The 25,536-nt window shown below is 40.0% G+C and carries 19 protein-coding genes, 2 pseudogenes and 1 other annotated feature; of the genes and pseudogenes, 16 read left to right on the top strand and 5 right to left on the bottom strand.

The window, feature by feature from the left end; translation table 11 throughout:
- Together C9J35_RS12975 and C9J35_RS12970 are read right to left on the bottom strand one after the other, a co-directional pair.
- A pseudogene (locus C9J35_RS12975) lies at nt 1-331 on the bottom strand (IS3 family transposase); the annotation flags it as partial.
- Nucleotides 310-633 carry a helix-turn-helix domain-containing protein gene (locus tag C9J35_RS12970; RefSeq protein ID WP_025117564.1) on the bottom strand — a complete coding sequence of 108 codons (324 nt, stop codon included), beginning with the start codon at nt 631-633 and terminating at the stop codon, nt 310-312. The gene C9J35_RS12970 and the pseudogene C9J35_RS12975, both read right to left, overlap by 22 nt.
- 173 nt (nt 634-806) lie before the next feature.
- Here C9J35_RS12970 and C9J35_RS12965 point away from each other — a divergent pair, with 173 nt between their 5' ends.
- Entirely contained in the window at nt 807-1,442 is a 636-nt protein-coding gene (locus C9J35_RS12965) for a DUF421 domain-containing protein (RefSeq protein ID WP_107924829.1), read from the top strand.
- Here C9J35_RS12965 and C9J35_RS12960 read toward each other — a convergent pair.
- Nucleotides 1,439-2,956 carry a putative polysaccharide biosynthesis protein gene (locus tag C9J35_RS12960; RefSeq protein WP_107924828.1) on the bottom strand — a complete coding sequence of 506 codons (1,518 nt, stop codon included), beginning with the start codon at nt 2,954-2,956 and terminating at the stop codon, nt 1,439-1,441. The genes C9J35_RS12965 and C9J35_RS12960 overlap by 4 nt on opposite strands.
- A gap of 93 nt (nt 2,957-3,049) precedes the next feature.
- Between C9J35_RS12960 and C9J35_RS12955 the strand changes: the two genes are divergently transcribed.
- From C9J35_RS12955 to C9J35_RS12920, 8 genes are all read left to right on the top strand, one after another.
- Complete coding sequence (locus tag C9J35_RS12955; RefSeq protein WP_107924827.1) at nt 3,050-3,388, top strand: post-transcriptional regulator; 339 nt, start codon at nt 3,050-3,052, stop codon at nt 3,386-3,388.
- 270 nt (nt 3,389-3,658) lie between these two features.
- On the top strand, nt 3,659-5,926 hold the full coding sequence (gene secDF, locus C9J35_RS12950; RefSeq protein WP_107924826.1) for a protein translocase subunit SecDF: 2,268 nt from the start codon (nt 3,659-3,661) through the stop codon (nt 5,924-5,926).
- 375 nt (nt 5,927-6,301) lie between these two features.
- Nucleotides 6,302-6,976: a response regulator transcription factor gene (locus C9J35_RS12945; RefSeq protein ID WP_054767796.1), complete on the top strand. Its 675-nt coding sequence runs from the start codon at nt 6,302-6,304 to the stop codon at nt 6,974-6,976.
- The gene (locus C9J35_RS12940; protein WP_107924825.1) at nt 6,973-8,340 is read left to right on the top strand and encodes a sensor histidine kinase; all 1,368 of its coding nucleotides are present in this window, start codon (nt 6,973-6,975) and stop codon (nt 8,338-8,340) included. Before C9J35_RS12945 ends, C9J35_RS12940 begins: the two co-directional genes overlap by 4 nt.
- 303 nt (nt 8,341-8,643) lie before the next feature.
- Complete coding sequence (locus C9J35_RS12935; RefSeq protein WP_107924824.1) at nt 8,644-9,585, top strand: alpha/beta fold hydrolase; 942 nt, start codon at nt 8,644-8,646, stop codon at nt 9,583-9,585.
- Nucleotides 9,586-9,898: 313 nt separating this feature from the next.
- A complete protein-coding gene (locus C9J35_RS12930) occupies nt 9,899-10,837 on the top strand; it encodes an alpha/beta hydrolase (RefSeq protein WP_107924823.1) in 939 nt (312 codons plus the stop codon).
- 205 nt (nt 10,838-11,042) lie between these two features.
- Nucleotides 11,043-12,044, top strand: a complete 1,002-nt coding sequence (locus C9J35_RS12925) for an alpha/beta fold hydrolase (RefSeq protein ID WP_107924834.1) — start codon at nt 11,043-11,045, stop codon at nt 12,042-12,044.
- Between the two features lie 255 nt (nt 12,045-12,299).
- Nucleotides 12,300-14,459 (top strand): serine hydrolase domain-containing protein, encoded by a 2,160-nt coding sequence (locus tag C9J35_RS12920; RefSeq protein WP_107924822.1) that lies wholly within the window; start codon nt 12,300-12,302, stop codon nt 14,457-14,459.
- Nucleotides 14,460-14,698: 239 nt separating this feature from the next.
- Here the strand turns inward: C9J35_RS12920 and C9J35_RS24735 are convergent.
- Together C9J35_RS24735 and C9J35_RS24180 are read right to left on the bottom strand one after the other, a co-directional pair.
- A pseudogene (locus tag C9J35_RS24735) lies at nt 14,699-15,792 on the bottom strand (methyl-accepting chemotaxis protein).
- Between the two features lie 270 nt (nt 15,793-16,062).
- On the bottom strand, nt 16,063-16,386 hold the full coding sequence (locus tag C9J35_RS24180; protein WP_235616295.1) for an MCP four helix bundle domain-containing protein: 324 nt from the start codon (nt 16,384-16,386) through the stop codon (nt 16,063-16,065).
- Between the two features lie 319 nt (nt 16,387-16,705).
- Nucleotides 16,706-17,065, top strand: a binding site (T-box leader).
- A 236-nt stretch (nt 17,066-17,301) separates the two neighbouring features.
- On the opposite strand from C9J35_RS24180, the gene C9J35_RS12910 reads away from it, so the two are divergent.
- The 7 genes from C9J35_RS12910 to recJ all read left to right on the top strand — a co-directional run bounded on the left by C9J35_RS12910 (nt 17,302) and on the right by recJ (nt 25,526).
- Nucleotides 17,302-18,675, top strand: coding sequence for a chorismate-binding protein (locus tag C9J35_RS12910; RefSeq protein ID WP_107924821.1), 1,374 nt, complete (start codon nt 17,302-17,304; stop codon nt 18,673-18,675).
- Nucleotides 18,675-19,706, top strand: a complete 1,032-nt coding sequence (trpD, locus tag C9J35_RS12905; protein ID WP_054767794.1) for an anthranilate phosphoribosyltransferase — start codon at nt 18,675-18,677, stop codon at nt 19,704-19,706. Before C9J35_RS12910 ends, trpD begins: the two co-directional genes overlap by 1 nt.
- Nucleotides 19,703-20,494 carry an indole-3-glycerol phosphate synthase TrpC gene (gene trpC, locus C9J35_RS12900; RefSeq protein WP_107924820.1) on the top strand — a complete coding sequence of 264 codons (792 nt, stop codon included), beginning with the start codon at nt 19,703-19,705 and terminating at the stop codon, nt 20,492-20,494. The genes trpD and trpC overlap by 4 nt, the downstream gene beginning before the upstream one ends.
- A complete protein-coding gene (locus C9J35_RS12895) occupies nt 20,491-21,108 on the top strand; it encodes a phosphoribosylanthranilate isomerase (protein WP_054767793.1) in 618 nt (205 codons plus the stop codon). Before trpC ends, C9J35_RS12895 begins: the two co-directional genes overlap by 4 nt.
- On the top strand, nt 21,105-22,316 hold the full coding sequence (trpB, locus tag C9J35_RS12890; RefSeq protein ID WP_107924819.1) for a tryptophan synthase subunit beta: 1,212 nt from the start codon (nt 21,105-21,107) through the stop codon (nt 22,314-22,316). Before C9J35_RS12895 ends, trpB begins: the two co-directional genes overlap by 4 nt.
- Nucleotides 22,313-23,104: a tryptophan synthase subunit alpha gene (trpA, locus tag C9J35_RS12885; RefSeq protein ID WP_054767792.1), complete on the top strand. Its 792-nt coding sequence runs from the start codon at nt 22,313-22,315 to the stop codon at nt 23,102-23,104. The genes trpB and trpA overlap by 4 nt, the downstream gene beginning before the upstream one ends.
- Before the next feature lie 103 nt (nt 23,105-23,207).
- Nucleotides 23,208-25,526 (top strand): single-stranded-DNA-specific exonuclease RecJ, encoded by a 2,319-nt coding sequence (gene recJ / locus C9J35_RS12880; protein ID WP_107924818.1) that lies wholly within the window; start codon nt 23,208-23,210, stop codon nt 25,524-25,526.
- The last annotated feature ends 10 nt before the right edge of the window (nt 25,527-25,536 follow it).

Below are 25,536 nucleotides of genomic sequence, written 5' to 3'. Positions count from 1 at the left end.
TGTCTGCTATGTTCGCTGGTTGACCGGTACGTTTACGCTTTTTCACTTTGACACGACAAGACCAATTATATTTTTGCATCACTCTTTGTACCGTTTTTTCTGCGATTTCTGGAAATAAAGTAGCGATTTTACGATAGCCATAACGATATTTATGGGCTGCACAAGCTTCACCAATCGCTTGATCTCGACTATCTTTATTGGACAGTATTCCACGGTGTTTTCGCCAACGGTAATAGGTCGCTCTCGCCACGCCCATATGTGCACAAATGGTTTGAATAGACATTGTTCCTTTTAATTCTTCTACGAGGTCTACGAATGCCTGTCCAACCACTTCCTCTCCAGTTCTTTGTACTTTTTTAGTACTTCAATTTGTTGTTTTAAGAAACGAATTTCAGCTTGTAAACGTGCCTCTTCTGTATCGTATTCAGGACCTTTACCAAATGAATATTGTTTCCCAACCGGTTGTTGTAATCGTTGATGCTCTCCTTCACGATACCATTTCATCCACACTTTTAGTTGCGTGTGATTTTTAATATTTAATTGCTCAAGCACTTCCTTCACTGGTACACCAGCTAACCTCATTTCAATCGCTTTCATTTTTATCTCAATTGGATAACTTACTCTTGTACCCATAGAAAAAACACCTCCACGTTGATTGTTTGGTATTCAATACCCGTTTTTCAACGAAAGGTGTTTTTATTTGTCTCATATTTTTAGGTCATTGCAAATGGTGATACATTTTGACACAGCTTTTTTTGTATAAAAAATCACTAACACGGTCACCTTGATAGTATGGGGGTGTCTGTATGGAAGAATATTTAACGATTATCTTTAGAACATGTTTTCTATACGTGTTCATACTAATAATATTTCGATTAATGGGTAAACGGGAAGTCGGTGAGTTATCTGTAATCGATTTAGTTGTATTTGTGTTAATTGCAGAGGTAGCTGCCTTTGCACTGGATGACTATGAAAACCCGTTATTTAATGCGATTTTGCCAATACTCATATTGCTGATTATTCAAATCACCAGTGCCTATTTATCGTTAAAAAATAAAAAAATCCGTGATTTAGTTGATGGTGAACCAGCGTTACTTGTTAGAGATGGTGTCATCTTAGAACGTGAAATGCGCAAACAACGCTATAATTTAGATGATTTATGTCAGCAATTACGTGAACATGGTATCGCTTCTGTTACAGAAATTGCGTATGCATATTTAGAGCCTTCTGGCAATCTATCCGTTTATAAGAAAGATGAGAAGGCTTTTGTCTATCCACTTATTATCGACGGTGATATTCAGGAAAGGCATTTAATGATTATGCATAAAGATGTTGAATGGTTAATGGCAGAGCTTGACAAAAACAATATTAAGGACAGTAGTGCTGTGTTTTTTTGTATATGGGAGGACAATCGACTCCATATTCAACTGAAAGAATCCTAAACTTTTTTTGCCAGCTTGCGAATATAGCGTAAATCTGTCATGCGTAACTGATTGGAAAACAATAAGAACGTGAACAGTAAAAATAGCGTAACACAGCTACTTAAAATAAACGGAAGCGGCATGAACTGCATGATAAAATATTGCGCGATACAAACGGCTATAAAGCAGCTATAAGGAACAACGAACATACGGAAGCCAGCGCGTAAGTTTTTACGTTGTCGTACCGTCGCAATGTGCAAGAACGATGTGAGCAACACACCAAAGCCAATGGCTACAACAGCACCTTTTTCCTGTATACCCGATTGTGAAGCAAGGACAAACATGACAAATAATTTACCAAGGCCGCCATATATGGAATTCATCATGGCAGCTCGCGCCTCGCCAATGGCTTGCAAAATCGAATGTAATGGACTTTGAATATAATAAAAATAAAAAATTGGTGCTAAAATTTTCACATAGCCACGATTTTCCTCTAAGTGGAAGAGCTTCATAGCAAGTTCGTCCCCATGAATAAAAAAATACGTAGCGGCAAAGCAACCTACCAAAGAGGAAAGGCGTAAGGAGACAGAAATCCTCTCCTGTAAGAGAGATGTATGTTGACGTGCTACAGCATCGCTAACAGCAGGTATCAATACGATTGACAGTGCGGTGGATACGAATGCTGGGAATAATAAAAGTGGTACTAAAACGCCTGAAATGACCCCATATAGAATGGTTGCCGCAGAAGCGGTTAGACCTGCCATTGTTAATGCTTTTAAAAATATAATGGGCTCTAAAAACCATGTGAAGGAGCCAAAAAGCTTGCTTCCCGCAGACGGTAGTGCAACTCGTAGCATTGGGGAGGCAGGATAGGACTCAATTTTGCTTTTCCGTGTCAATAATCTTTTCTTTGAAACGATATAGTGGAGCCATAAATACAAGAAAGCAACTACTTCCGCTAAAAGCGTAATACCCATGGCAGAGGCCGCTGTCACTGCCGCATTATTATAGGCAGCCACAAAGGGTAGCATAAAGGTAATGAAACCTATGCGTACAACTTGTTCAAGCATTTGTGCCCAAGCCGTTGGCGTAATTTTAGCGACACCTTGTAAATAGGCACGCAATAATCCAGAGCCAACGGATACAGGTACAGCAAAGAGTGCAATCCATAGTGTAAATGTTGTTTGTTCATTATGTAAAAGTGTAGAAGAAATGTAAGGTATAGTGAGTGCAACGAGTGGCATAAAAACAATCATACCAATAAACGACCAGAGAATGGCCGTACGCATAACACCGAAAATGCTTTCTCGTTTGTTTTTTGCTAGTAACTCTGCCACAATTTTTGCCACGGCGATAGGTAGTCCTAATTGAATGAGTGAGATGAAGAAAATAAATGCAGGATAGGCGGTCATATAAATACCGACAGCCTCTTCACCTGCAATACGCATAAATTGCATTCTATAAAAGAAGCCAAAGAGTTTAGATAAAAAAATAACAAACATTAAAAATAATGTACCACGTACAAAAGAACTCATGCCATCCGTCCCTTCTCAAGCCGCAAAAATTCATTTACACTATTTGTATGCAAACACGTCTTACGATACAACTTTGATTGGAGATGATTCAAAATGAGTATGCAACATGCGCAACTATTTGAAAAAATTCGTCCGGCAATTGATAGTAAGATAGAAGAATTCAAGCACTTTCAGTACGATGCTATTACAGCGGAGGAACTATGGCGTTTTTGTGTAGAAAAGAAGTGGCGGAAAAAAAATATCGAGCAATTACGCCTTTATGAAGTAATCGCTACTATTTTTGCTGTAAGGCCGTCCGATATCGTATCGTTTAACCAAGTGGAGTTTTTACAAAGTAATGATTGGTTTGCAGAAGTGAACACGGACGAGCTAAAATTATTGCTTGGTCCTGTTAATGTCGAACCAGAATATGTAGGATCTGTAAAAGATTAAAAGAATACTACAGTGTAGAATTGACACCAAGCGCAACGTGTTTCATAATGAGTGTGTTGCGCTTTTTTACTTTGTACAAGTTTCGTCAAAAAAACAAGCTGTATAAATGTGCGCGTTATTGAACGATTGAACTAAGTAGAGCAATTTCTTTTGAAGCACAAGTAATATTATTCTAGAAGAAAAGGAGGAATAAACGCTTCAAAAGTATTGCAAGTATACTTGTTTGTAGTGTAAGGGTTGTCCTTGCACCATTTCGAGGAGGATTTTTAGATGAAATTAAGAAGTCGTATTGTTGCATTCGTGCTGCTTATGGTGTTATTTATATCTACCATGAGTACGACTGTAGAAGGCGTCTTAAAGGACATTAAGCTTGGCCTTGATTTACAGGGCGGGTTTGAGGTTCTTTATGAAGTAAAAGAATTAAAAGAAGGACAAAAAATCACACCAGAAGTTGTGACAGCTACTGCAACGGCTCTTAACAATCGTATTAATACGATGGGGGTTAGTGAGCCTAGCATTCAGGTTGAGGGTGAGAACCGCATTCGTGTGCAATTAGCGGGTGTCGAAGACCAAGAATCTGCGCGTAAATTATTGTCGACTTCAGCGAACTTAACATTCCGTGATGTCGATGATAATTTATTATTAGACGGTGATGATTTAAAGGCAAATGGTGCTAGTGATTCATTTGACCAACAAAATCGTCCAATTGTTTCACTTACATTAAAAGATGCGAAAAAATTTGCGGATATTACAAGTAAAATTGCAGCAAAGCCAGCAGGTCAGAACTTACTTGTTGTATGGTTAGACTTTGAAGAGGGTGTTGATTCATATAAAGCGGAATCACAAAAAGCTAAACCTCGCTATGCGTCAGCTGCAACAGTAAGCCAAACATTAAACACTACAGATGTAATGATTAGTGGTAATTTTACAGTTGAAGAAACAAAAAATTTGGCAGGCATATTAAATGCTGGGGCACTCCCAGTAAAACTACTGGAAACTTACTCTACTTCAGTTGGCGCACAATTTGGTGACCAAGCACTGAAAAGTACAGTTTTTGCCGGAATTGTAGGGGTAGTTATCATCTTCCTCTTCATGCTATTCTATTATCGTTTACCTGGCTTCATATCAATTATTACACTGTGCATTTTCACATTCCTAGTCCTTGTCGTATTCGATTGGATTAATGCTGTCTTAACACTTCCAGGTATTGCAGCCATTGTGCTCGGTATTGGTATGGCAGTAGATGCGAATATTTTAGCTGCGGAGCGTATCCGAGAGGAACTGCGCGTAGGACACTCGGTAAAGCAGGCGTTCCAAATAGGTTCCAAACAATCGTTATCTGCAATTATCGATGCGCAATTAACTACGTTATTAGCAGCAGCTGTACTCTTCCAATTTGGGACAAGCTCTGTTAAAGGTTTTGCTACAACATTAATTATTTCGATTTTACTAAGTTTCCTAACAGCTGTTTGGGGATCTCGAGTACTATTGGGATTACTTGTGAACAGTGGTTACGTCAATAACCCAGCTTTATTTGGGATTGCAAAATCTAAACAGCATAGTTTAGACGAAAATATAGGTACGCTAGATTTATCAACGAAGTTTGATCGTTTTGACTTTGTTCATAATCGTAAAAAATTCTATACCTTCTCATTAGCTATTTTAGTAGCTGGTTTAGTAGTCATTGGTATCTTCCGCTTAAATCTTGGCATTGATTTCTCAAGTGGTACACGTGTGCAGATTGAAGCAGACCAAACATTAAACAAAGAAGAAGTCTCTAAATATATCGATAGCATCGGCTTCCCATCAGAGGATATCGTTCTTTCTGGTGAAAAGAGCAATTCGGCGGTTATCCGTTATAAAGATGACTTATCACAAGATGAGATTTTAAAATTCAAAAAAGATGCTGGCGAAAAATATGGCCATGAACCGTCAGTTAGTACTGTTTCAGCGACAGTCGGAAAAGAGCTTGTGAAAAATGCGATTTATGCTTTATCACTTGCTGCTCTTGGCATCATTATCTATGTAGCGGTTCGTTTCGAATGGCGCATGGGTGTAGGGGCAATTGTATCCTTGCTCCATGACGTATTCTTAATTGTTGCTGTATTTAGCTTCTTCCGTCTAGAAGTAGATATAACGTTCATTGCTGCAGTGCTGACGATAGTCGGTTACTCTATCAATGATACAATCGTTACGTTTGACCGGATGCGTGAAAACTTAAATCAATATGATACCATTCAAGATCGTGAAGTACTGGCGAATATCGTGAATAAATCATTACGTCAAACAATGGGACGTTCTGTGAACACGGTATTAACAGTAATTATCGTCGTTGTGGCCTTGTTAATTTTAGGGGCACCATCTATTCAAAACTTCTCAATTGCGTTATTAATTGGTTTAATCACTGGTATGTATTCTTCTATTTGTATCGCAGCACAAATCTGGTACTCACTAAAAATCCGTGAGATGAAAAAATCAGATGGCCAGCTACACAAAAAAGAGAAAAAACAATGGGGTACTGACGAACCTACTGTTTAATAAATTTTTATTATCTTACTTGCTAGATGAAGTGACCCTGCCCTTTATATAGGACATGTTAAAAAACTCTAGTCAACTTGAAGAAGATGCTGTCTGTAATTTACAGACGGCATCTTTTTTTTATGCATAAAACCCATCATGGTTATAAAGTTTTATCGTTTAATAGCTGATTGCATGCAGCGACTGTTCACATATCGGTTGTAAGAATAGTTGATAATGAAAGATACTCAGTTTGTTGTGAATTTCGCATACGAACGCTGGCACAGTTACTAATATGCAGCTCACAATTAGAGGGAGATTAGAGGGAATTCTATTATATTTATAGTATAATGATTATTTCAAATATGGCATGTAAAACAGGGAGAGATGTAACACATGACTACTATATTAGTTGCTGACGACGATGTGAACATTCGCGAACTCGTTTGTTTATTTTTACGCAAGGACGGATTCACAACTGTAGAAGCGGGAGATGGCAAGGAAGCATTGGCCGTTTATGCTACGGAACAAGTTAATCTTGTTGTGCTCGATATCATGATGCCGATGATGGATGGTTGGGCATTGTGTAAGGAGCTCCGAAGAGCCAATCCTGATCTTCCGTTACTTTTACTGACTGCAAGGGGCGAAACATGGGAGAAAGTGAAAGGATTTGAACTTGGAGCAGATGATTATTTGACGAAACCATTCGATCCGTTGGAGTTGTCAGTTCGTGTTAAGGCATTATTGAAACGATACCGAATTGGCTCAACGCAGACAATTCAATTCGGCAACATCATTCTTGATCGACATACCTATAAGGTGATGAGGGGCACGGAGTCACTCACGTTGCCATTGAAGGAGTTCGAATTACTTTATAAGCTCGCCGGAACTCCCGGACAAGTCTATACGCGCACACAGTTAATCGATCAAATTTGGGGGATTGATTACGCTGGAGATGATCGAACGATAGACGTACATATTAAACGCCTGCGTGAACGGTTTGCGACTACTACCGATTTTCGTATCGAAACGGTGCGTGGGCTTGGTTATCGCCTTGAGGTGCGTGAATGATCAAATCTTTATATACACGCGTAGTGCTAATATTTTTAGTGTCCGTAATTGGTGGTACGATCATTGCCTTTTTTGTCGCAACTTGGGTATTTGAAGATAAACTAAACGAAAATTTGGGAATCCCCTTACTAAACTTTGGTCAGGACGTCGCCAAGATTTATGAGACATTGCCGTTACGTGAAGCAGACGCATTCGTAAGTGGCATGAATCAGCTCAATTCCTATCATATTCGAATTTACGAAGATACGGGGCAGTTCCAGTCATACGGAGCGTTGAACGGACACAAACTTATCACTGTGACGAATGAACAAGTGAAAAAAGTGCTAGATGGAGAAATAGTTCAAGTTAATCGGGGTGGAGTTTCTACGGTTCTCTTAGGCTTGCCGATGATAACTGAAAGGGGCAAGCAAGCGATGTTTGTAGAACCAATAGCCCCTCCTTCCACCTCTTTTGTAATAAAATGGATTTTAAACTTTTCAAGCTATTCGTTGATTGCAGGAAGCCTATTGATTCTGGTTGCTGCCATGTTCCTAGTCAAACCAATCAAAATGCTGACAAAAGCGACTAGACATATAGCAGGTGGCGATTTTAATGTCAAGCTGAATATTAAGCAAACGGGTGAGCTAGGTACTTTAGCGCGTAGCTTCGAAGAAATGACGCACGACCTGCAGCAACTTGAGAAGATGAGGAGGGAATTTGTAGCCAATGTGTCACACGAAGTTCAGTCACCGCTTACCTCAATATCGGGGTATGCTCTAGCGCTCAAGCAAGAAGACATCGCACATAACGAAAGACATCGTTATCTTGATATTATCATTGCTGAAGCAGATCGAATGTCCAAGATGAGCGATAGTCTATTAAAACTGAGTATGCTTGAATCGCAGTCACAGCAATTGCAGCTGGACACAGTCAGTGTTGATGAACAAATCAGACGAGTCATTGTGGCAATTCAGCCGCAATGGATGGCTCGCAACATCCGTTTTGAGCTTAATTTGGAAGCCGTTCGACTAGAATCTGATTATGATCAATTAAACCAGGTATGGACAAACATTCTTGTGAATAGTATCAAATTTTCCAAGGATGACAGCGTGATTAACGTCAGCATTAAACAAGATACCAAAAACGTGACAGTACGAATATCCGATAAAGGCATTGGAATTTCCTACGAGGACCAGAAGCGTATATTCGAGCGGTTTTTTAAGGCCGATCGTTCTCATAGTCGTAAGTATACTGGTAGCGGTATGGGGCTTGCCATTGTTAAACAGATCGTTTCGCTTCATCAAGGGAACATCCGCGTAGAAAGCGAACCCGGCAACGGAACGACTTTCATTGTCACCTTGCCCATTGCAACACCGAACAAGTAACTACAAATTGTACGTTCAAATTATGGTGACAACCTCGTATTCTCGCTGTTATGACGTCATGTGTAAACTTTGTTGCATATGACGCCGTAACATTTTTTTATTTGTTCATACTCCGTTCATATTGTGGTCATAGGGAGTACACCTTCATTGTATAAGCTGTCCTTAACGGTTTGTAAAAGTAACCGAAATATACGGATGTGGATAGAAGATACGAATAGAGAATGAAAGAGAGGAGAGGCACGAGACTAAAGGAGAAAACGGCCTTCCATTGCCGCGCTACACCCTCGTGCTCGTGCAAACATCATGCAAAAAACGATAACCATTATAGGTAAATTAATAGCGGCTCTAGCTATAGCCATAATACTTTTTCTAGCTATTGTTTTTCTCGTTAATATTGTCTGCAATAAAATGGAGCAAGGAAAAAAAGAATCTTATGGTCAGTTTGTAACCGTAGATGGGAAAAATATGAATGTCTTCATTCAAGGGCAAGGAGAAGAAACGGTTGTGCTCCTACCAGGTTATGGAACAGCAGCACCAGCACTCGATTTTAAGCCACTTATCGATGAGTTATCTCCATTTTACAAAGTCGTTGTAATTGAGCCTTTTGGTTATGGATTAAGTGAACTGACCGAAAAGGAACGAAGCACAGAGAATATTGTCAGTGAAATACATGAAGCGTTACAGCAGCTAAACATTGAGCGTTATATTCTAATGGGCCACTCCATTTCTGGCATTTACGGACTGGATTATGTGAACAAATATCCAAACGAAGTGAGTGCATTTGTCGGGCTCGATAGCAGTGTGCCAACGATAAGCGAGAAAAAGATTGGATCTCCAATAATAGGCACTTTAAAACTACTCAAAAAATCAGGTTTAGCCAGATTGCAAATCAAGCTAGGCGATGACCCATACGCTACACTACCATATGATGATAAAACAAAAGAACAATTGAGTATTCTTATACACAAAAACAGGTTTAATCCCAACCAATTAAATGAAGCTGAAAATATGTATGCTAATTTTAGAGCAGCTGAAAATTTATCATTCCCAAAAAATCTACCCGTTATTTTCTTTATACAAGCAGATCATAAAGTAACTGAAAGATGGATACCAGAGTATAAAAAACAAATAAAAGATTTAGTACACGGGAAAGTGATGACATTTGAAGGGGATCATTATTTATATCGTACCAAAGCAAAAGAAATTGTTGAAAATTTCAGGGCGTATATGGATGAAATAAAATAAGTGTAGTGAAAAAATTCCTGTCACAATTATTGTAATAGTTTTGTATCAATTACATTGTCTAAGCCACATTCTCCAAGCTACCATTAGAGTTTTCTAGCATGTGACGCTGTAACATTATTTTATGTGTCATACTCCGTACATATTGTTGTCATCGTGAGTACACTTTCGTTGTATAAACTGTATTTATCGGTTTGTAAAAGTAGCCGGAATATACGGGATGTGGATAGCATACGAATAGAGAATGAAAGGGAGGGTAGGCACGAGTACAAGGTAGAGAACGAGCATACCGCTCTACACCACTCGTGCAAACATCATGAAAAAAACGTTAACCATCATAGGTAAAATAATAGCAGTTTTAGCTATAGTCTTAGTGCTTTTTCTAGCTATTGTTTTTCTAGTTAATATTATCTGCAATAAGATGGAGCAAGGAAAAATAGAATCTTATGGTCAGTTTGTAACAGTAGACGGAAAAAATATGAATGTCTTCATTCAAGGTGAAGGAGAAGAAACCGTCGTGCTCCTACCTGGCTATGGAACAGCTACACCAGCGCTTGATTTTAAGCTGCTTATCGATGAGTTATCTCCATTTTACAAAGTCGTTGCGATTGAGCCTTTCGGATATGGATTAAGTGATGAGACCGATAAAGAACGAAGCACTGAGAATATTGTCAGTGAGATGCATGAAGCTTTACAACAGCTTGATATTGACAAATTTACGCTAATGGGCCACTCCATTGCAGGTATCTATGGACTTGATTATGTCAACAAATATCCAGACGAGGTGAGTGCATTTGTCGGAATCGATAGCAGTGTTCCAACACAACCGGGTATGGATGTCGAATTGCCAGTAAAAACGTTTGCATTTGTTGAAAAATCAGGTCTCTTAAGATTGATCATGAAAGTAAGTGGTGACCCTTATGCTGGACTAGCGTTTGATGCTCAAACCGTCGAGCAAATGAAAATGATTTCGAATAAAAACATGTATAATGCCACTACCTTGAATGAAATGGAACATATATCTTCTAATTTTAAAGGGGCTCAGGACTTGACATTTCCTAAAGACCTTCCTCTTCTTCTCTTTGTACAAGCGAATAATGCAGGCGTAGAAGGATGGATTCCACTACATGAAGAGCAAGTAAAAGATTCTGTATATGGAAAAATGATCCCAATGGAGGGATCACATTATTTACACCATACCCAATTCAAAGAAATCGCTGACAACTTTAGACAATTTATGAAAGAAGCAAAGTAAGTGTGCATAAGTGATATGAAAACCGTCCTTTGGGGCGGTTTTTCACTGTGTACATGATGATAGCATTTTTTTCACTTGTTCATACTCTGTTCATACTGCCGTCACTGTGAGTATATCTTCGTCGTTTAGGCTTTCCTTAGGGCTCTTAAAAGGTAGCCCAAAACGATAGGAGAAGATGTGAGTGAAAATACAAAAGGTGAAGAAAATGGACTTGGACACAACAACAGGCAAAAAACCAGCTAATAAGAGGAAAAAATTGCTTATCATTTTACTTAAAATATTAGCAGCATTAGTTATAGCACTCGTCGTTTTTATAGCCATTGTTTTTGTCGTTGATAAGATCAGTAGCAAAGTAGAGGAAGGAAAAATAAAACCTTATGGTCAGTCTGTAACAGTAGATGGGAAAAATATGAATGTTTTGATTCAAGGACAAGGCGAAGAAACCGTCGTGCTACTACCAGGTTTGGGAACAGGAACACCAGCACTTGATTTTAAGCCGCTAGTAGAAGAGTTATCGCCATTTTATAGAGTCGTAGTGATTGAGCCATTTGGTTATGGATTAAGTGATATAACCGAAAAAGAACGAAGCACAGAAAATATTGTCAGTGAAATTCATGAAGCTTTACAGATTCTTAAAATTGACCGCTATATTCTAATGGGTCACTCCATTGCGGGCATTTACGGACTAGATTATGTGAACAAATATGAACACGAAGTGAGTGCATTTGTCGGGATCGATAGCAGCGCTCCAAGGCAATATGGTGATAAGGTTGTTGAATCTCCAATACCTAATTCAGTAATTACACTACTCAAAGAATCAGGTTTAGGCAGATTGGTAATGAAACTAAGTGCTGACCCATATGCTGCACTACCAGTTGATGATGAAACAAAAGAACAAATGAGAATTCTTTCTTACAAAAACTTTAGAAATCCCACCATTGTGAATGAAATAGAAAATAGGTTTCCTAATTTTAAAGCAGCTGAAAACTTAACATTCCCAAAAAACTTGCCTGTTATTTTCTTTTTACAACCGAATAGTACTGGAATTGAAGGATGGTCAACACTACATGAAGAGCAAGTAAAAGATTCTGTATATGGAAAAGTGATGACATTTGAAGGAACACATTATTTACACCATACCAAATCAAAAGAAATCGCTGAAAACTTCAGGGCATTTATGGAAGAAGTAAAGCAAGACAGTAGATAATTTTAAAAATGAAAGTTTGTTTGTAACTAGTTGATGTAAACAACATGCGCTCATTCGCATTATCTAAACGAAACGGTCCTCGTACTACCCATGCTACGGCATCGTGTGCGAGCTTCTTGCATGTGCGCTGTAGCATTTTTTCATTTGTTCATACTCCGTTCATACTGACGTCACTGGGAGTATATATTCGTCGTATAGGTTTCCTTAGGGCCCGTTAGTTGCCCAATAAACAGATAATGAGAGGAGAAGATACGAATGAAAATAAGAGAGGTAATGAAAATGAAGATGGGCACGAAAACAGGTAGAAAACGAACTCCAATCGTCGCTTTAACCCTTATGCTAACAATGCTTGCTCCAATGTCTGCATCAATGTTAGTTCCAATGTCTGCAAAGGCCACAACAACCACCGATAGCAGTGTTGTAACATTTGATGCGACTAAGAAAATAGCTACTGAGAAAGCCAAGCTGATAACAGAAACTTACGGCATCTCAAGTGCGCAATATGCGATTATTGATGATGGAGAAATTGTCATCTCAGGGCATGCAGGCAAAAACGACATAAAGGACAATATTCCTCTTACTTCAAATACAATGTATGGTATAGGTTCTACAAGCAAAATGGTACTCACAACTGCCATTATGAAGCTTGTAGACGAAGGTAAGGTAGATTTGGATTTACCCGTTGTAAAATATATACCTGATTTTGAGATGAAAGACGATCGTTATAAACAGATTACAACACGTATGCTGCTGAATCATTCCTCTGGTCTTCTTGGAACCTCTTACCGTAATACAGGTTTGTATGGGGATAATGATACTTATGCACACGATAATTTGTTAGAGCAATTGGCGACTCAAAACTTAAAGGCAGAGCCAGGAGCGTACTCGGTATATTGCAACGATGGTTTTACATTAGCTGAGATTTTGGTAGAGAGAGTAAGTGGCATGTCTTTTACAGCTTTTATTCACAAGTATTTGACAGAGCCTCTGAAAATGAATCACACGAAAACACCGCTGGATCAAGTGGATTCAAAGACAATGGCCGGGATCTATTCCCCAGCTTTTAATGGCCAACTCCCAAGTGAGAATTACAATATCATTGCAACAGGTGGCATGTACTCCACAGCTGAAGATCTCGTTAAATTCTCACAAATTTTCACTGGACATGTAGATAATATTCTTTCTAAGAAGTCGGTGGAAGCTATGGCACAAGAAGAGTATAAAAGAGGCATGTGGCCAGAGCAAACTGATCCTTCCTCCATCGCGTACGGGCTAGGCTGGGATAGTGTGAATTTATTCCCATTCAATGAATACGGCATCAAGGCACTTACGAAAGGTGGAGATACGATGAATTATCACTCTTCGTTAGTCGTGCTTCCAGAACACAATATGGCTGCGGCTGTTATTTCTTCAGGTGGTTCCAGCGTAGTAAATCAATTGTTAGCGAATGAACTGCTGCTTAGTGCACTTCAGGAGAAGGGGGTTATTCATGAACGGATGCCAGCCAATTTGCATGGTTTGCCTATAAAGGCGAGTATGCCGCAGGAATTTTCTCAGTATGCAGGTATTTACGGGGGTGGTTCTGGTAATTTAATGAAGGTAGAAATTAATCCTGTGGGTGAATTGTCAATTTCCACGGTAACGGCTCCGGACAATCCAGTTAAACAGTATATGTATACAGCTGATGGTTCTTTTGTGAACGCTGAAGGCACAGAAAAATTAAAATTCGTTGTTGAGAAAAATGGGCGCACTTACTTATGGTCCAGCTTGTATATAACCTTCCCGGGGCTAGGACAAACAGCTGTCTCAGGGTATAATGCTGAAAAGCTCGAAGCCAATGTATTACCCAGCGGCGTAGCTGCCGCGTGGGAGAAACGTGAAGGTGAAAAATATTACTTGGTGAGTGAGAAATATACATCGATGCTTTACTTCAATTCTGGATCAATGATAACTATTGATACGGTTAAAGAAGTTCCAGGATATTTTTTAAGTAATAAGATTATTGGAGAAAACAATGCAGCGAACCAACTGCAAATCCCTAGCATGGCTGGGAGAGATACTTTGGAAATCAATTTCTTTAAGAAGAACGGATTAGAGTATGTTACAGCAGGAGGTAACTTATACGCAAGTGAGGAACTTGTAAAACCGCTCTACACTGGTAAAGAATTTATATCTTCGACAACGATTCAAGCGGACGGCTATGCGAACTGGTTTTCAGTGCCTGAGGCTGCAAAAGGAAAGGTTATGACGGTTAAGATGCCTACGAAGGGCTCTTTTGCTGTATATGATCAAGCGGGTGTTTGCATTAACTACACTGTGGTCAGCGGTAACAATGAAGTTCTGTTACCAGAGAACGGTAGAATTGTCTTTGCAGGAGAAGCTGGCTCCAAATTTGAGATTTCATTGAAAAAATAAATATAGGTTTGTCTATAAGACTGTCTTATAAGGTCATTGCTACTTTAAGACATACTATTTTATTTGGCCATAAAGGGGATGCAAAGTGCGTGAGCGTTAGGACTCGATTAATGCTTGAATAACAACATATACCTAAAAAGGTTGTTAATGTTCACAAGGACTAACAAAAATTTTCACCTTTCCACAAATTAAAACAAAAAGGCGACCACAGACAATACTTCGTATGTGGTCGGCTTTTGCTATATTTTAAATTGTTGCACAAGGGATTGTAAGTGCTGTGCATTGTTACTTAATTCCTCAGCCACTGCATTGACCTGTTGCATCGTTACTGCTTGTTCATCTACAGCCTCGACTATCACTTGTGAATTATTTGCAGAAATACCAGCGCCACTAGCAATCTCTGTGACAGAAGCTGCTACCTCTTGAGCACTTGCGGAAATTTGCTCGGAGGTGGCAGAAATATCTTCTATTTGCTCTGTAAATGACTGTACCGAACAGGCAATGGAGTGGAAGGCATCTCCAGCATTGTGAATCATTGTTACACCATCTTGTACAGATGATAAGCCTTCATTAACAGCAGCTGTTACATTGCGTGTATCTGCTTGTATTTCAGCCGTAAGGGCGACAATCTGACCAGCGGACTGATTGGATTCCTCGGCAAGCTTACGTACTTCATCTGCTACGACAGCAAGCCCTTACCATGCTCACCTGCACGTGCAGCTTCAATTGCTGCATTCAGTGCTAGTAAATTTGTTTGATCTGTAATCGCTGTTATGACCTTTGTTATTTGACCAATCTCCTCAGATTGTGTGCTTAACTTTTGTGTTAATTTGGCAATACGAATAGTTGAATCTGAAATGGTGTCCATTTGCTCTTTTGCTGTTGTAATCGTTTTGCCGCCATCATTGGCAATTTGCGTCATGTTCATTGCACTATGATGTAAATTTTGCGTAGCCTCAGCAATTCGTTGCACACCACCAGCTGTCTCTTCCATAGCCACAGCACTTTCTTGGGAAGCACTCGCAGAAGAAGTTAGGTGTGTCGTAGTGTCTTGCACACGCTGTGCAATATCAGTTGAAGTTGCTGTCACTTCTTCAGTACTTGCTGATAGTTCTTCAGAGGCGGCCGATAAATGGGCAGCGTTCACTTGCACATTTATAAGTAACTCAGATAAATTTTGCTTTAGCGTATTTACCTCGGATGCAAGGGTACCAATCTCGTCATCTGAACGATGCTCAAGCTGGGCAATTGTTAAATCACCTTGTGCTAATATTTGTGCTGCGTCAATCACTTTACGCAACGGTTGAACGATTGCATTTTTCACAAAATGCATAAAATAGTAACCAACAATGGCACTTAAAATCAGTAATGCAATAGAAATAATAATTGCACGTGTCACTGTTTGTTTAGCTGTATGTTTTACTTGTTGCAGCTGTTCATCATGATAGTTGAGTAAATCATTTGTCAGCGTGTAAATTTCTTTGTTAAATTTTGTGACGTCATTATTTATGTAAGATAAGGCTAATTCTGAATCACCATTGTTAAAGGCTTGTACAGCCTTAGAAGAACTTGTTAATAGCTTGTTGTTTAGCGTATTTATTTGCTACATGATATTTGTAGTGTAATCAGAACGTACAATGTCTGAGAGTTGCTGAATAGTCTCTGGTAAAAGCGTTTCATAGCGCTGTAAGTTTTTTTGAGTTGTAGCATCTTCACTATTCAATACATATGAACGTAAAAATAATCCGTGAGAGGCAAGTGCTTGTTGAATTTCTTCCGTTAATTGTATTTGTACAATACGATGGTCGAGTACCTCTACAAGATCATCCTCAACTGCTTTAAATTGAATAAATGAAACGATACTAGAGATTAATAATAATAATGTAAGAAAAATAAAACCTATATTTAACTTTTTGCGAACGGACATTTACGTTCCTACTTTCTCTGGTTATTAAAGAATCTATGTTCTGAAATTACTATAACTTGATATTTTTATAAGTTCAATACATGGAAATTATTCAAGAATAGGATATTTATCTGGCTTTCTTAGGGAATTTTAGAGGTAATTCTACCTTCTCCATATCATTTGCTACTTTTACATATAATCACTTATTTTAATCAGAATTAATTGACAATTATGATGGATTGGCATAGAATAAGTCTAACTTTTCGTTCGATACAGGTAGAAGGTTTCGGGAGCGAGATCAGCCTTAGAACAGATGAGCAGAGTATAGTCGAGAATAGCTGAGAAATTGTTGAATAAGAGTAGTAGCATAGGTGTGCAATGTAAGAGAGTCAGTGGGTGGTGTAAACTGATTTGTAGCTTATGTGAATGGACTTATGAGAGTCGCTATTTATAATAGCGAACGGATTCCCCACGTTATCGGGGGTGCTTCAACCTTATTTTAGCGATTTTTAAACACTCGTTGATAAGGTTATAGCCTCAAATGGAATTTTTGTTTTAGCAAGTAAACAGCAGGTATAGCTGAGCTGTTTTATGCTCCAAAGCAACGTGCCCATTTAGCTGAGGCCATATAGATGAAGCACACAAGTGAGAGCACATAGCTCTAATATGAGGTGGCAACGCGGTCATGATCGTCCTCTGCAATTAGGAAAATCCTTTTTGCAGAGGGCTTTTTTGTGTTTTCCTGCATTAACGGTCAGTAAGCCGCCCACCCCAATGTGAATAATGAGATAGGTGGTCGACCAACTGACCGTAATAGCCCGATTGGTTCAATTAAAGGAGGGGTGAAGAAAACCCCGCTGATTGAAGCTTCACTTATTGGGGATTTCCCAAGCCAGTTAGTATGAAATTATTTTTGAGTAAAGGAGACTAGTCTATATGCAAACAACGAGTTCAAGAACAAAGATGAAAACGATTAACGGTGATTCACTTACACCTCTATTAATTTTTAGACGTTTACAAGGTACGCACAAATTTTTGCTCGAAAGTTCCTCACAGCATGAGAGTACGGGACGTTTCTCGTTCATTGGAGCCAACCCGCGGAAGACGTATAGAGGCATAGGCAATGAAATCCAAGAATTTTCCTATAAAACACAGAAAACCTATACACATAAGGGTGACCTCTTCGTACTATTAAAGCGCTTAATGCCCCGCATTTCCAACACAACACAATTTCCATTTTCAGGTGGGGCAGTTGGTTATGTTGGCCAGGGTGCAACGGCAATATTATCAACCAATCAAGAAGAAATGCAGCTCCCGGATGTACATTTCCATGTCTATGAAACAATTATTGTCTTTGACCACGTTACAGACGAAGTGACATTGATTCATACAAATATTGATGCTGAGAATAAAGAGCCAAATTTAGAAGTATTAGCTGAGCAGCTGTTAAAAGGTAGAGAGAGTGAGGATTCGATTTGTAGTTATCAAACAAGCAATACAACAACTAATGACCACTTTGAAATGTCTTTAACAAAAATAAAAGATTCTTTAGATGATGAAAATGCACGTGTCGTACTATCGAAACAGTTTTTAGCCAATTTACAAGGGGACGCTTTCGCACTCTATCGTCAACTACGTAAAAAAAATCCAGCCCCTTATATGTACTATGTAACGTTTGATGACCATATTGTCTTGGGGACCTCACCAGAAAGCCTAATTCGAGTAAAGGGTGAACGTGTCATTGCGACCCCTACTGAAGGAATCTCTTCACGTGGACTCACAAAAGTAGAGGACTTAGCAAATGAACGAAAATTATATGAAAACGTGGAAGTGAGGAAATCACATGCTGTATTAGTTACTGCTATGCAACAAGAACTTCAAGCTGTATGCTTTCGCGATTCTATTCGAGTCATAGATGCCATGAGAATTGAGCGTTCAAAGCAAGCTCTGCATATGACTTCACGTGTAGAGGGGCAAATTTTACCGATGCTACATGCTTTGGATGTATTAGCTGCAACTTTACCACCATTCGCTGCTACAGGTATCCCGAAGGAACATGCAAAAAATCAGTTGAAGAAAATGTCTCAAAGTGCTGGTATTTTTGGTGGTGCTCTAGGATTTATCGGCTTTAATGGACATCTAGATTTTGCGCTAACAGGGAAATCTATCATCGTAGAAAACGAAACCATGCATATGCAAACAACTGTAACGATTACGAAATATAGTAATTTCCAAGAAATTCTCAAAAAAGTGGAAGAGGAAGAGCGCTTGTTTTTACAATTACTCGGAAAAGAAGGAGGTGCAAATTAATGGACGTGATACGAGGGAAAGTACGGCAACGTGAACATTTAATGTACGAAGAAATGTTAGAGGTTGCAAAATGGATGTTTCAGGACGACACTCCAAAGGGTGAAATAGCTAGTTTTTTAACGGACTTGTCTTTAAAAGGTGAAACAGCATATGAAGTGGCGGCATTAGCAACAGTTATGCGGTCGTTTGCACTGGATGTTCCCGCAAAATCGGATATTTATATGGATAATTGCGGTACCGGTGGAGATGGTTTAAATACATTTAATATTAGTACTGCATCCGCGTTTGTATTAGCAGGTGCAGGTGTCAAAATGGCAAAGCACGGGAATCGTAAAATTTCTTCTGCTTCGGGTAGCTCTGATGTTTTGGAGGCACTTGGCATTCACACAAATATTTCCATAGAACAGACGATTGAGCTTTTGGAAAAAGAGGGCATTGCCTTTTTATATGCGCCAAATGTTCATCCAAAATTAAAACGTATCGGTGAGGTGCGTCGTGCCCTTGGCAAGCCAACCATTTTTAATCTTGTTGGTCCGTTAACAAATCCAGTTTCTTTATCAACACAATTTACAGGCATTAATCGACCGAATTTTGTCATGGAGTATGCTTCTGTTTTACAAATGCTAGGCCGTGAGCGGGCAATGGTTGTTTCTGGTCCGCAAGGGTTAGATGAGGCATCATTGGCTGGGCAGAACACCTTCGTTTTTGTAGATAAAGGAGATTTAATTCCGTTTGCATTAACGGCGGAGGATGCGGGACTTAACTATGCGCCGTTAGAAGCAATTCGCGGTGGCAATGCACAAGAAAATGCGAGGATTATGCGTACATTACTAGCTGGTAAAGAAAGTGCTTACTTTGATACAGTTTTGCTAAACGTTGGTATCGGATTGTTTTGCTATGGTAGCGCCCAAACCGTTAAAGAAGGTGTCGACATGGCGAAGGATAGTATATTGAGCGGTCGAGCATTACAGAAATTAGAGGCAGTTGTTGCCTTTAGTGAGCAAATTAAAGAAGTGGAGGTAGGGCAATGAATATCTTAAACAAAATTATTGAACAAAAAAAATTAGAAGTTGGAGCTTTACTTGAACAGCCTGACCCATTAGCAAACTTCATAGAAAAAAAGCGGATGTCTTTGTTTGAAACATTACGAAAATCACAGACATTGCAAGTTATTGCTGAGATGAAGCGTGCATCGCCTTCGAAGGGCGTAATTGCCGAAGGGGTAGATCCGGTCAAACAGGCAAAAATTTATGCAGAGGCTGGGGCAGCAGCAATTTCTGTGTTAACAGATAAGGCGTTTTTCAAAGGCTCGTTTAATGATTTAGCAGCCGTAGCGCATGCAGTTAATACACCAATTCTTTGTAAAGACTTCATGATTGACCGTGTACAAATTCGATTTGCCAAAGCATCAGGTGCATCAATTATTTTACTGATTGTGGCAGCCTTAGAAGACGAGCTTTTCCGTGACTTATATAGCTATGCCACAAGTTTAGGGCTAGAAATATTAGTAGAGGTGCATGATATCCGGGAGCTTGAACGAGCTATTGCTGTCGGTGCTAGATTAATTGGTGTCAATAATCGCGATTTACGGTCATTTGAAGTGAGTCTAGAGCGTACACGTGAAATTGCCGAAGCCTTTCCATTTGATGAAGAGCGCGTGCTCATTAGTGAAAGTGGTATTTGGACAACAGACGATGCCCAGACAGTGGCGGCGATAGGGGCTAGTGGTGTTCTTGTAGGTGAGTCGTTAATGCGTAGTGGCGATGCAGGAGCAGCCTTAAGGAGCTTACAAGTAAGTAAAGCCGGTGCATCTGTATGACAAAGGTGAAAATTTGTGGTTTGAAGGAAGTGCAACATGTGCAAGCGGCGGTGCAGGCCGGCGCGGATGCAATAGGTTTTGTTTTTGCACCGAGCAAGCGTCTAGTGTCGATTGAACAGGCTCGTGAATTAGCAAAGTATGTGCCTGAAGGGGTCTTGAAAATTGGTGTTTTTGTCAATCCCACATCTGAAGAACTTCAGGCCGCAGTGAATGAAGTGCCATTAGATTATGTGCAATATCATGGGGAGGAAACACCTGATTTTATTCGAGAACAAGGGTATCCCGCTATTAAAGTCCTATCAGTTCATTGTGCGGAGGATGTACAAAAAGCTGCATGTTATGATGTCGATTATTATTTATTTGATGCACCTGGCACGGATTATAAAGGAGGTAGTGGCCATACATTTGACTGGACGCTCCTTAAAGCAGCGGGCATTCCTCATGAAAAACTAATTCTTGCAGGTGGCTTGAAGGTAGAAAATATCGAGGAAGCACTGTCACTTGTGTCGCCGTCTATGGTAGATGTTTCAAGTGGTGTCGAGACAGAAGGTGTCAAAGATATAGCAAAAATAGTCGCATTTTTGCAGCTAGTAAAAAAGGAGAGAGTAACATGACGAAAACGATTGCAAATAGCGTGCCGACAAAGGAAGGGCGCTACGGAAAATTTGGTGGACAGTTTGTTCCAGAAACGTTAATGACAGCACTGTTGGAATTAGAATTGGCTTATGACGAAGCGATGGCCGACAAAGTGTTTTCAGATGAGCTGGCCTATTATTTAAAAGAATATGTAGGTCGTGAAACACCACTTTATTTTGCAGAAAACTTAACGAAAGTACTTGGCGGTGCAAAAATATACTTAAAGCGCGAAGATTTAAACCATACAGGTGCTCATAAAATTAACAATGCCATCGGGCAAGCGTTACTCGCAAAACGAATGGGGAAAAAGAAAATTGTAGCTGAAACAGGAGCGGGTCAGCATGGTGTAGCGACTGCGACGGCTTGTGCGTTATTAAATCTTGAGTGTGTGGTCTTTATGGGGGCCGAGGATATTAAACGTCAGCAGTTAAATGTTTTCCGGATGGAGTTACTCGGCACAAAAGTCGAATCTGTTGAAACTGGTTCAAAAACTTTGAAAGACGCAGTTAATGCAGCCTTACGCTATTGGGTGACAAATGTCGAGGATACCCATTATATTTTGGGCTCGGCTTTAGGGCCACATCCGTTTCCGAAAATTGTGCGAGATTTCCAGCGCGTTATTGGTAATGAAACACGCGCACAAATTTTAGATAAAGAAGGGCGTTTACCTGATGCTGTTGTTGCTTGTATTGGGGGAGGGAGTAACGCCATTGGGATGTTCCATCCATTTGTAGATGATGACAAGGTTGCCTTGTATGGTGTCGAGGCAGCAGGTAATGGCATTGAAACAGGCGAGCATGCAGCCGCCATTGCAGGGGGACAGCTAGGTGTCTTACATGGTGCTTACATGTATTTATTGCAGGATGAAGATGGCTTTATTCAGGAAGCGCATTCAATTTCAGCGGGCCTTGATTATCCAGGAAAGGGACCAGAACATTGTTATTTACACGATATTGGTCGTGCGAAATTCGATTCAATTACAGATAGTGAAGCACTGGAGGGTTTGCAATTGCTATGCCGGACTGAAGGCATTTTACCAGCTCTGGAAAGTTCTCATGCGATTGCTTATACAACAAAGCTTGCAAAAACGATGCGTGTGGACGACATCATTGTTGTTTGCTTATCGGGTCGTGGTGATAAGGATGTTCATACAGTCAACGCAGTACTTGGAGGTGGGGTATCATGACAACATTACAGCAGGCAATTGAGCAAGTAAAAATAGCAGGTAATAAAGCCTTTGTGCCGTATATCATGGCAGGCGATGGAGGACTTTCAACAATAAAACCAACTATCTTGAAGCTACAAAAATTGGGAGTCACTGCGATTGAAGTGGGTATTCCATTTACTGATCCTGTAGCAGATGGACCGACAATTGAACAGGCAGGTGAGCGTGCTTTAGCGGAAGGGGTGACATTGCGCAAAGTGTTAGAAACACTTGCTGTATTCCGTGAAGAAATAACAGTCCCGTTAGTGGTGATGACGTATTTTAATCCTGTATTGGCCTATGGATTAGTATCCTTTGCGGAGGCTTGTCTGGCAGCTGGTGTTAAAGGCTTGATTGTACCTGACGTACCACTAGAGGAAAGTGCTATTTTACGCGAAAAGTTAAATCCACACGGCGTGGATATTGTACAGCTTGTATCATTAACTAGTCCACCCGAGCGAATTGCGCGTATCGCCACAGCAAGCCAAGGTTTTGTCTATGCTGTAACAGTAAACGGTATTACAGGGACACGTGCAAGTTTTGCGGATGATTTAGCAGGACATTTTGCGCGATTACGTGAATCGAGCCACATTCCAGTGTTGGTAGGTTTTGGGATATCGACACCAGAACAAGTGGTGAGCATGGGCGAACTAGGTGACGGGGTGATTGTTGGCAGTGCCATTGTTACGGCATTACATGAAGGCGATTTTGGTAAGGTGGAAGCACTGGTGGCTGCCTCTAAAAATATGCGAGAGAAGTCTACTCTTTAACAGAGTAGGCTTTTTTAGGTTGTAGACGGATAGAACTGTCAAACTGACGGATAGCGTCCCTGCTTGATTTTCGGTATAATAGCCTTCGTGAGGAAGTGAAAAAATGATTCTATCAAAAAAGAGATGGCAAGTGGAGCGTCCAGATGCACAACTTGTACAAGCATTACAAAATGACTTACAAATTTCTGCGATTGCGGCAAAAATTTTAGCTGCACGTGGCTGTGAAACTTCTGCAGCAGCAGAAAGTTTACTAAATATGACTGAAGTAAATATTCATGACCCGTTTTTAATGCATGGTATGGCAGAAGCAGTGGCACGTATCAAACAAGCACTTGAAAACGGCGAAAAGATATTAATATATGGTGATTATGATGCAGATGGTGTCACAAGTACGACCGTGATGTTCAATGTGTTACTAGACCTTGGTGCAGATGTATCGTTTAAAATTCCAAACCGTTTCTTGCACGGCTATGGCCCGAATGAAGCATTATTCCGTGAGGCACATACAGAAGGCGTGCAATTAATTATTACTGTCGATAATGGTATTTCAGGCATTGAGCCCATTCGTGTGGCGAAGGAGCTTGGTATGGATGTCATTGTCACAGATCACCATGAGCCTGGTGAGGAACTACCGCCAGCGGATATTATTTTACATCCTCGTGTGCCAGAGGGGCATTATCCATTTGGCGAACTAGCAGGGGTGGGAGTAGCTTTTAAGTTAGCACATGCTTTGTACGGGGAACTGCCAACGCATTTATTTGAGTTTGTGGCGATTGGTACGGTGGCTGATTTAGTGCCGTTAGTCGATGAAAATCGTTATCTTGTCAAACGTGGAATTGAAGAAATGCGTCGTTCACTAAGTCCATGGGTACAGGCAATGTGTGAGGTAGCAAGTGCAGAGCAATCAAAGATTAATGAAGAAACAATTGGTTTTTACTTTGGTCCGCGTTTAAATGCAATTGGCCGTTTAGGCGAAGCAGCGCCTGGTGTAGAACTACTAATGGCCGAGGATGGTAGCAAAGCATCGGCATTAGCGAAAAAGCTAAATGCCAGTAATACGGAGCGCAAAGATATTGTGAAGAGTATTACAGATGAAGCGATTGCATTAATTGAAGCAGACGAAAAAATTAGCGAATCACTGGTCTTAGTTGTTGCTGGAGAAGGCTGGAATGCCGGTGTTGTCGGGATTGTAGCTTCTCGTCTTGTTGAGCTTTATTATCGTCCGACTATTGTACTATCACTAGACTCTGAGAAAGGTACTGCGAAAGGATCGGCACGTAGTATCGATGGTTTCCATCTGTTTAATGAACTGGCGAAAAATCGAGATATTTTACCTCATTTTGGGGGACATCCGATGGCCGCAGGTATGACTTTACCCATTGAGCATGTAGATGAACTGCGAGCAAGATTAGATGCACAGGCAAAAGCTTGTTTAACTGAAGATCAATTGACACCTGTACTCAATATTGATATTCCGCTTAAAATTGATGAAATTTCAGCGGACGCTATTGAAGAAATTGCCAAGCTTGGCCCGTTTGGTACCGAATTCCCGAAACCTGTTTATGTACTTGAAGATGTCGAAATAGCCGCAATGCGTAAAATTGGCGCAGCTGAAAATCATATTAAAATGGAATTAACTGATGGCTATGAAAAATTGGATAGCGTTGGCTTTCATAAAGGGCATCTGCATGACGAACTGACATATGGCATTAAAGTATCCTTTATTGGTGATCTTCAAATTAATGAGTGGCAAGGGCGTAAAAAGCCTCAGTTTATGATTGAGGACGTGCAAACAACAGAGTGGCAATTATTTGATATTCGTGGCATTCGTCAAACTTCACGTTGGTTAAATACTGTACCAAAAGAGGAGGCAACTTTTATAGCATTCCGTCCCGAGACGGTGACATATTATCAGTCGCTTCTTGGCGTGCCAATTTTGTTTGTGGAGGCAACACTTGCAAACGTGTCGCAAACAAGTTATATAGTGTTATTAGATTTGCCACAAAATGTTCAATTGTTAGAAAATGTGTTGCAAAAAACAGCGCCTTCTCGTATTTATGCGCATTTCTATATGCCTGATTCACAGTATTTCAATGGGATGCCTACACGTGAGCAATTTGCTTGGTATTACAAATTTTTGAAAAACCGTCCAGCATTCCCATTAAATATGCACTTACCAGACTTAGCAAAGCATACAGGCTGGCCGTTAGAGGCATTAAAATTTATGACACAGGTGTTTTTTGAGCTTGATTTTGTTAAAATGGAGAGTGGACTGACGACTGTCAACGTGAATGCACCAAAAACAGCGCTTACGGAAGCACCGTCTTACAAACAACGTTCAGAACAGATTGATATAGAGCAAAAGCTTGTCTATGCACCTTATATAGAGTTAAAGCAATGGTTTGATGAACGAATACATTAATATACGAAAA

Source organism: Lysinibacillus parviboronicapiens (assembly GCF_003049575.1).
GTDB lineage: Bacteria > Bacillota > Bacilli > Bacillales_A > Planococcaceae > Lysinibacillus > Lysinibacillus parviboronicapiens.
The sequence above is the reverse complement of the archived record's forward strand: the minus strand, read 5'-3'. Positions and strand labels throughout refer to the sequence as shown.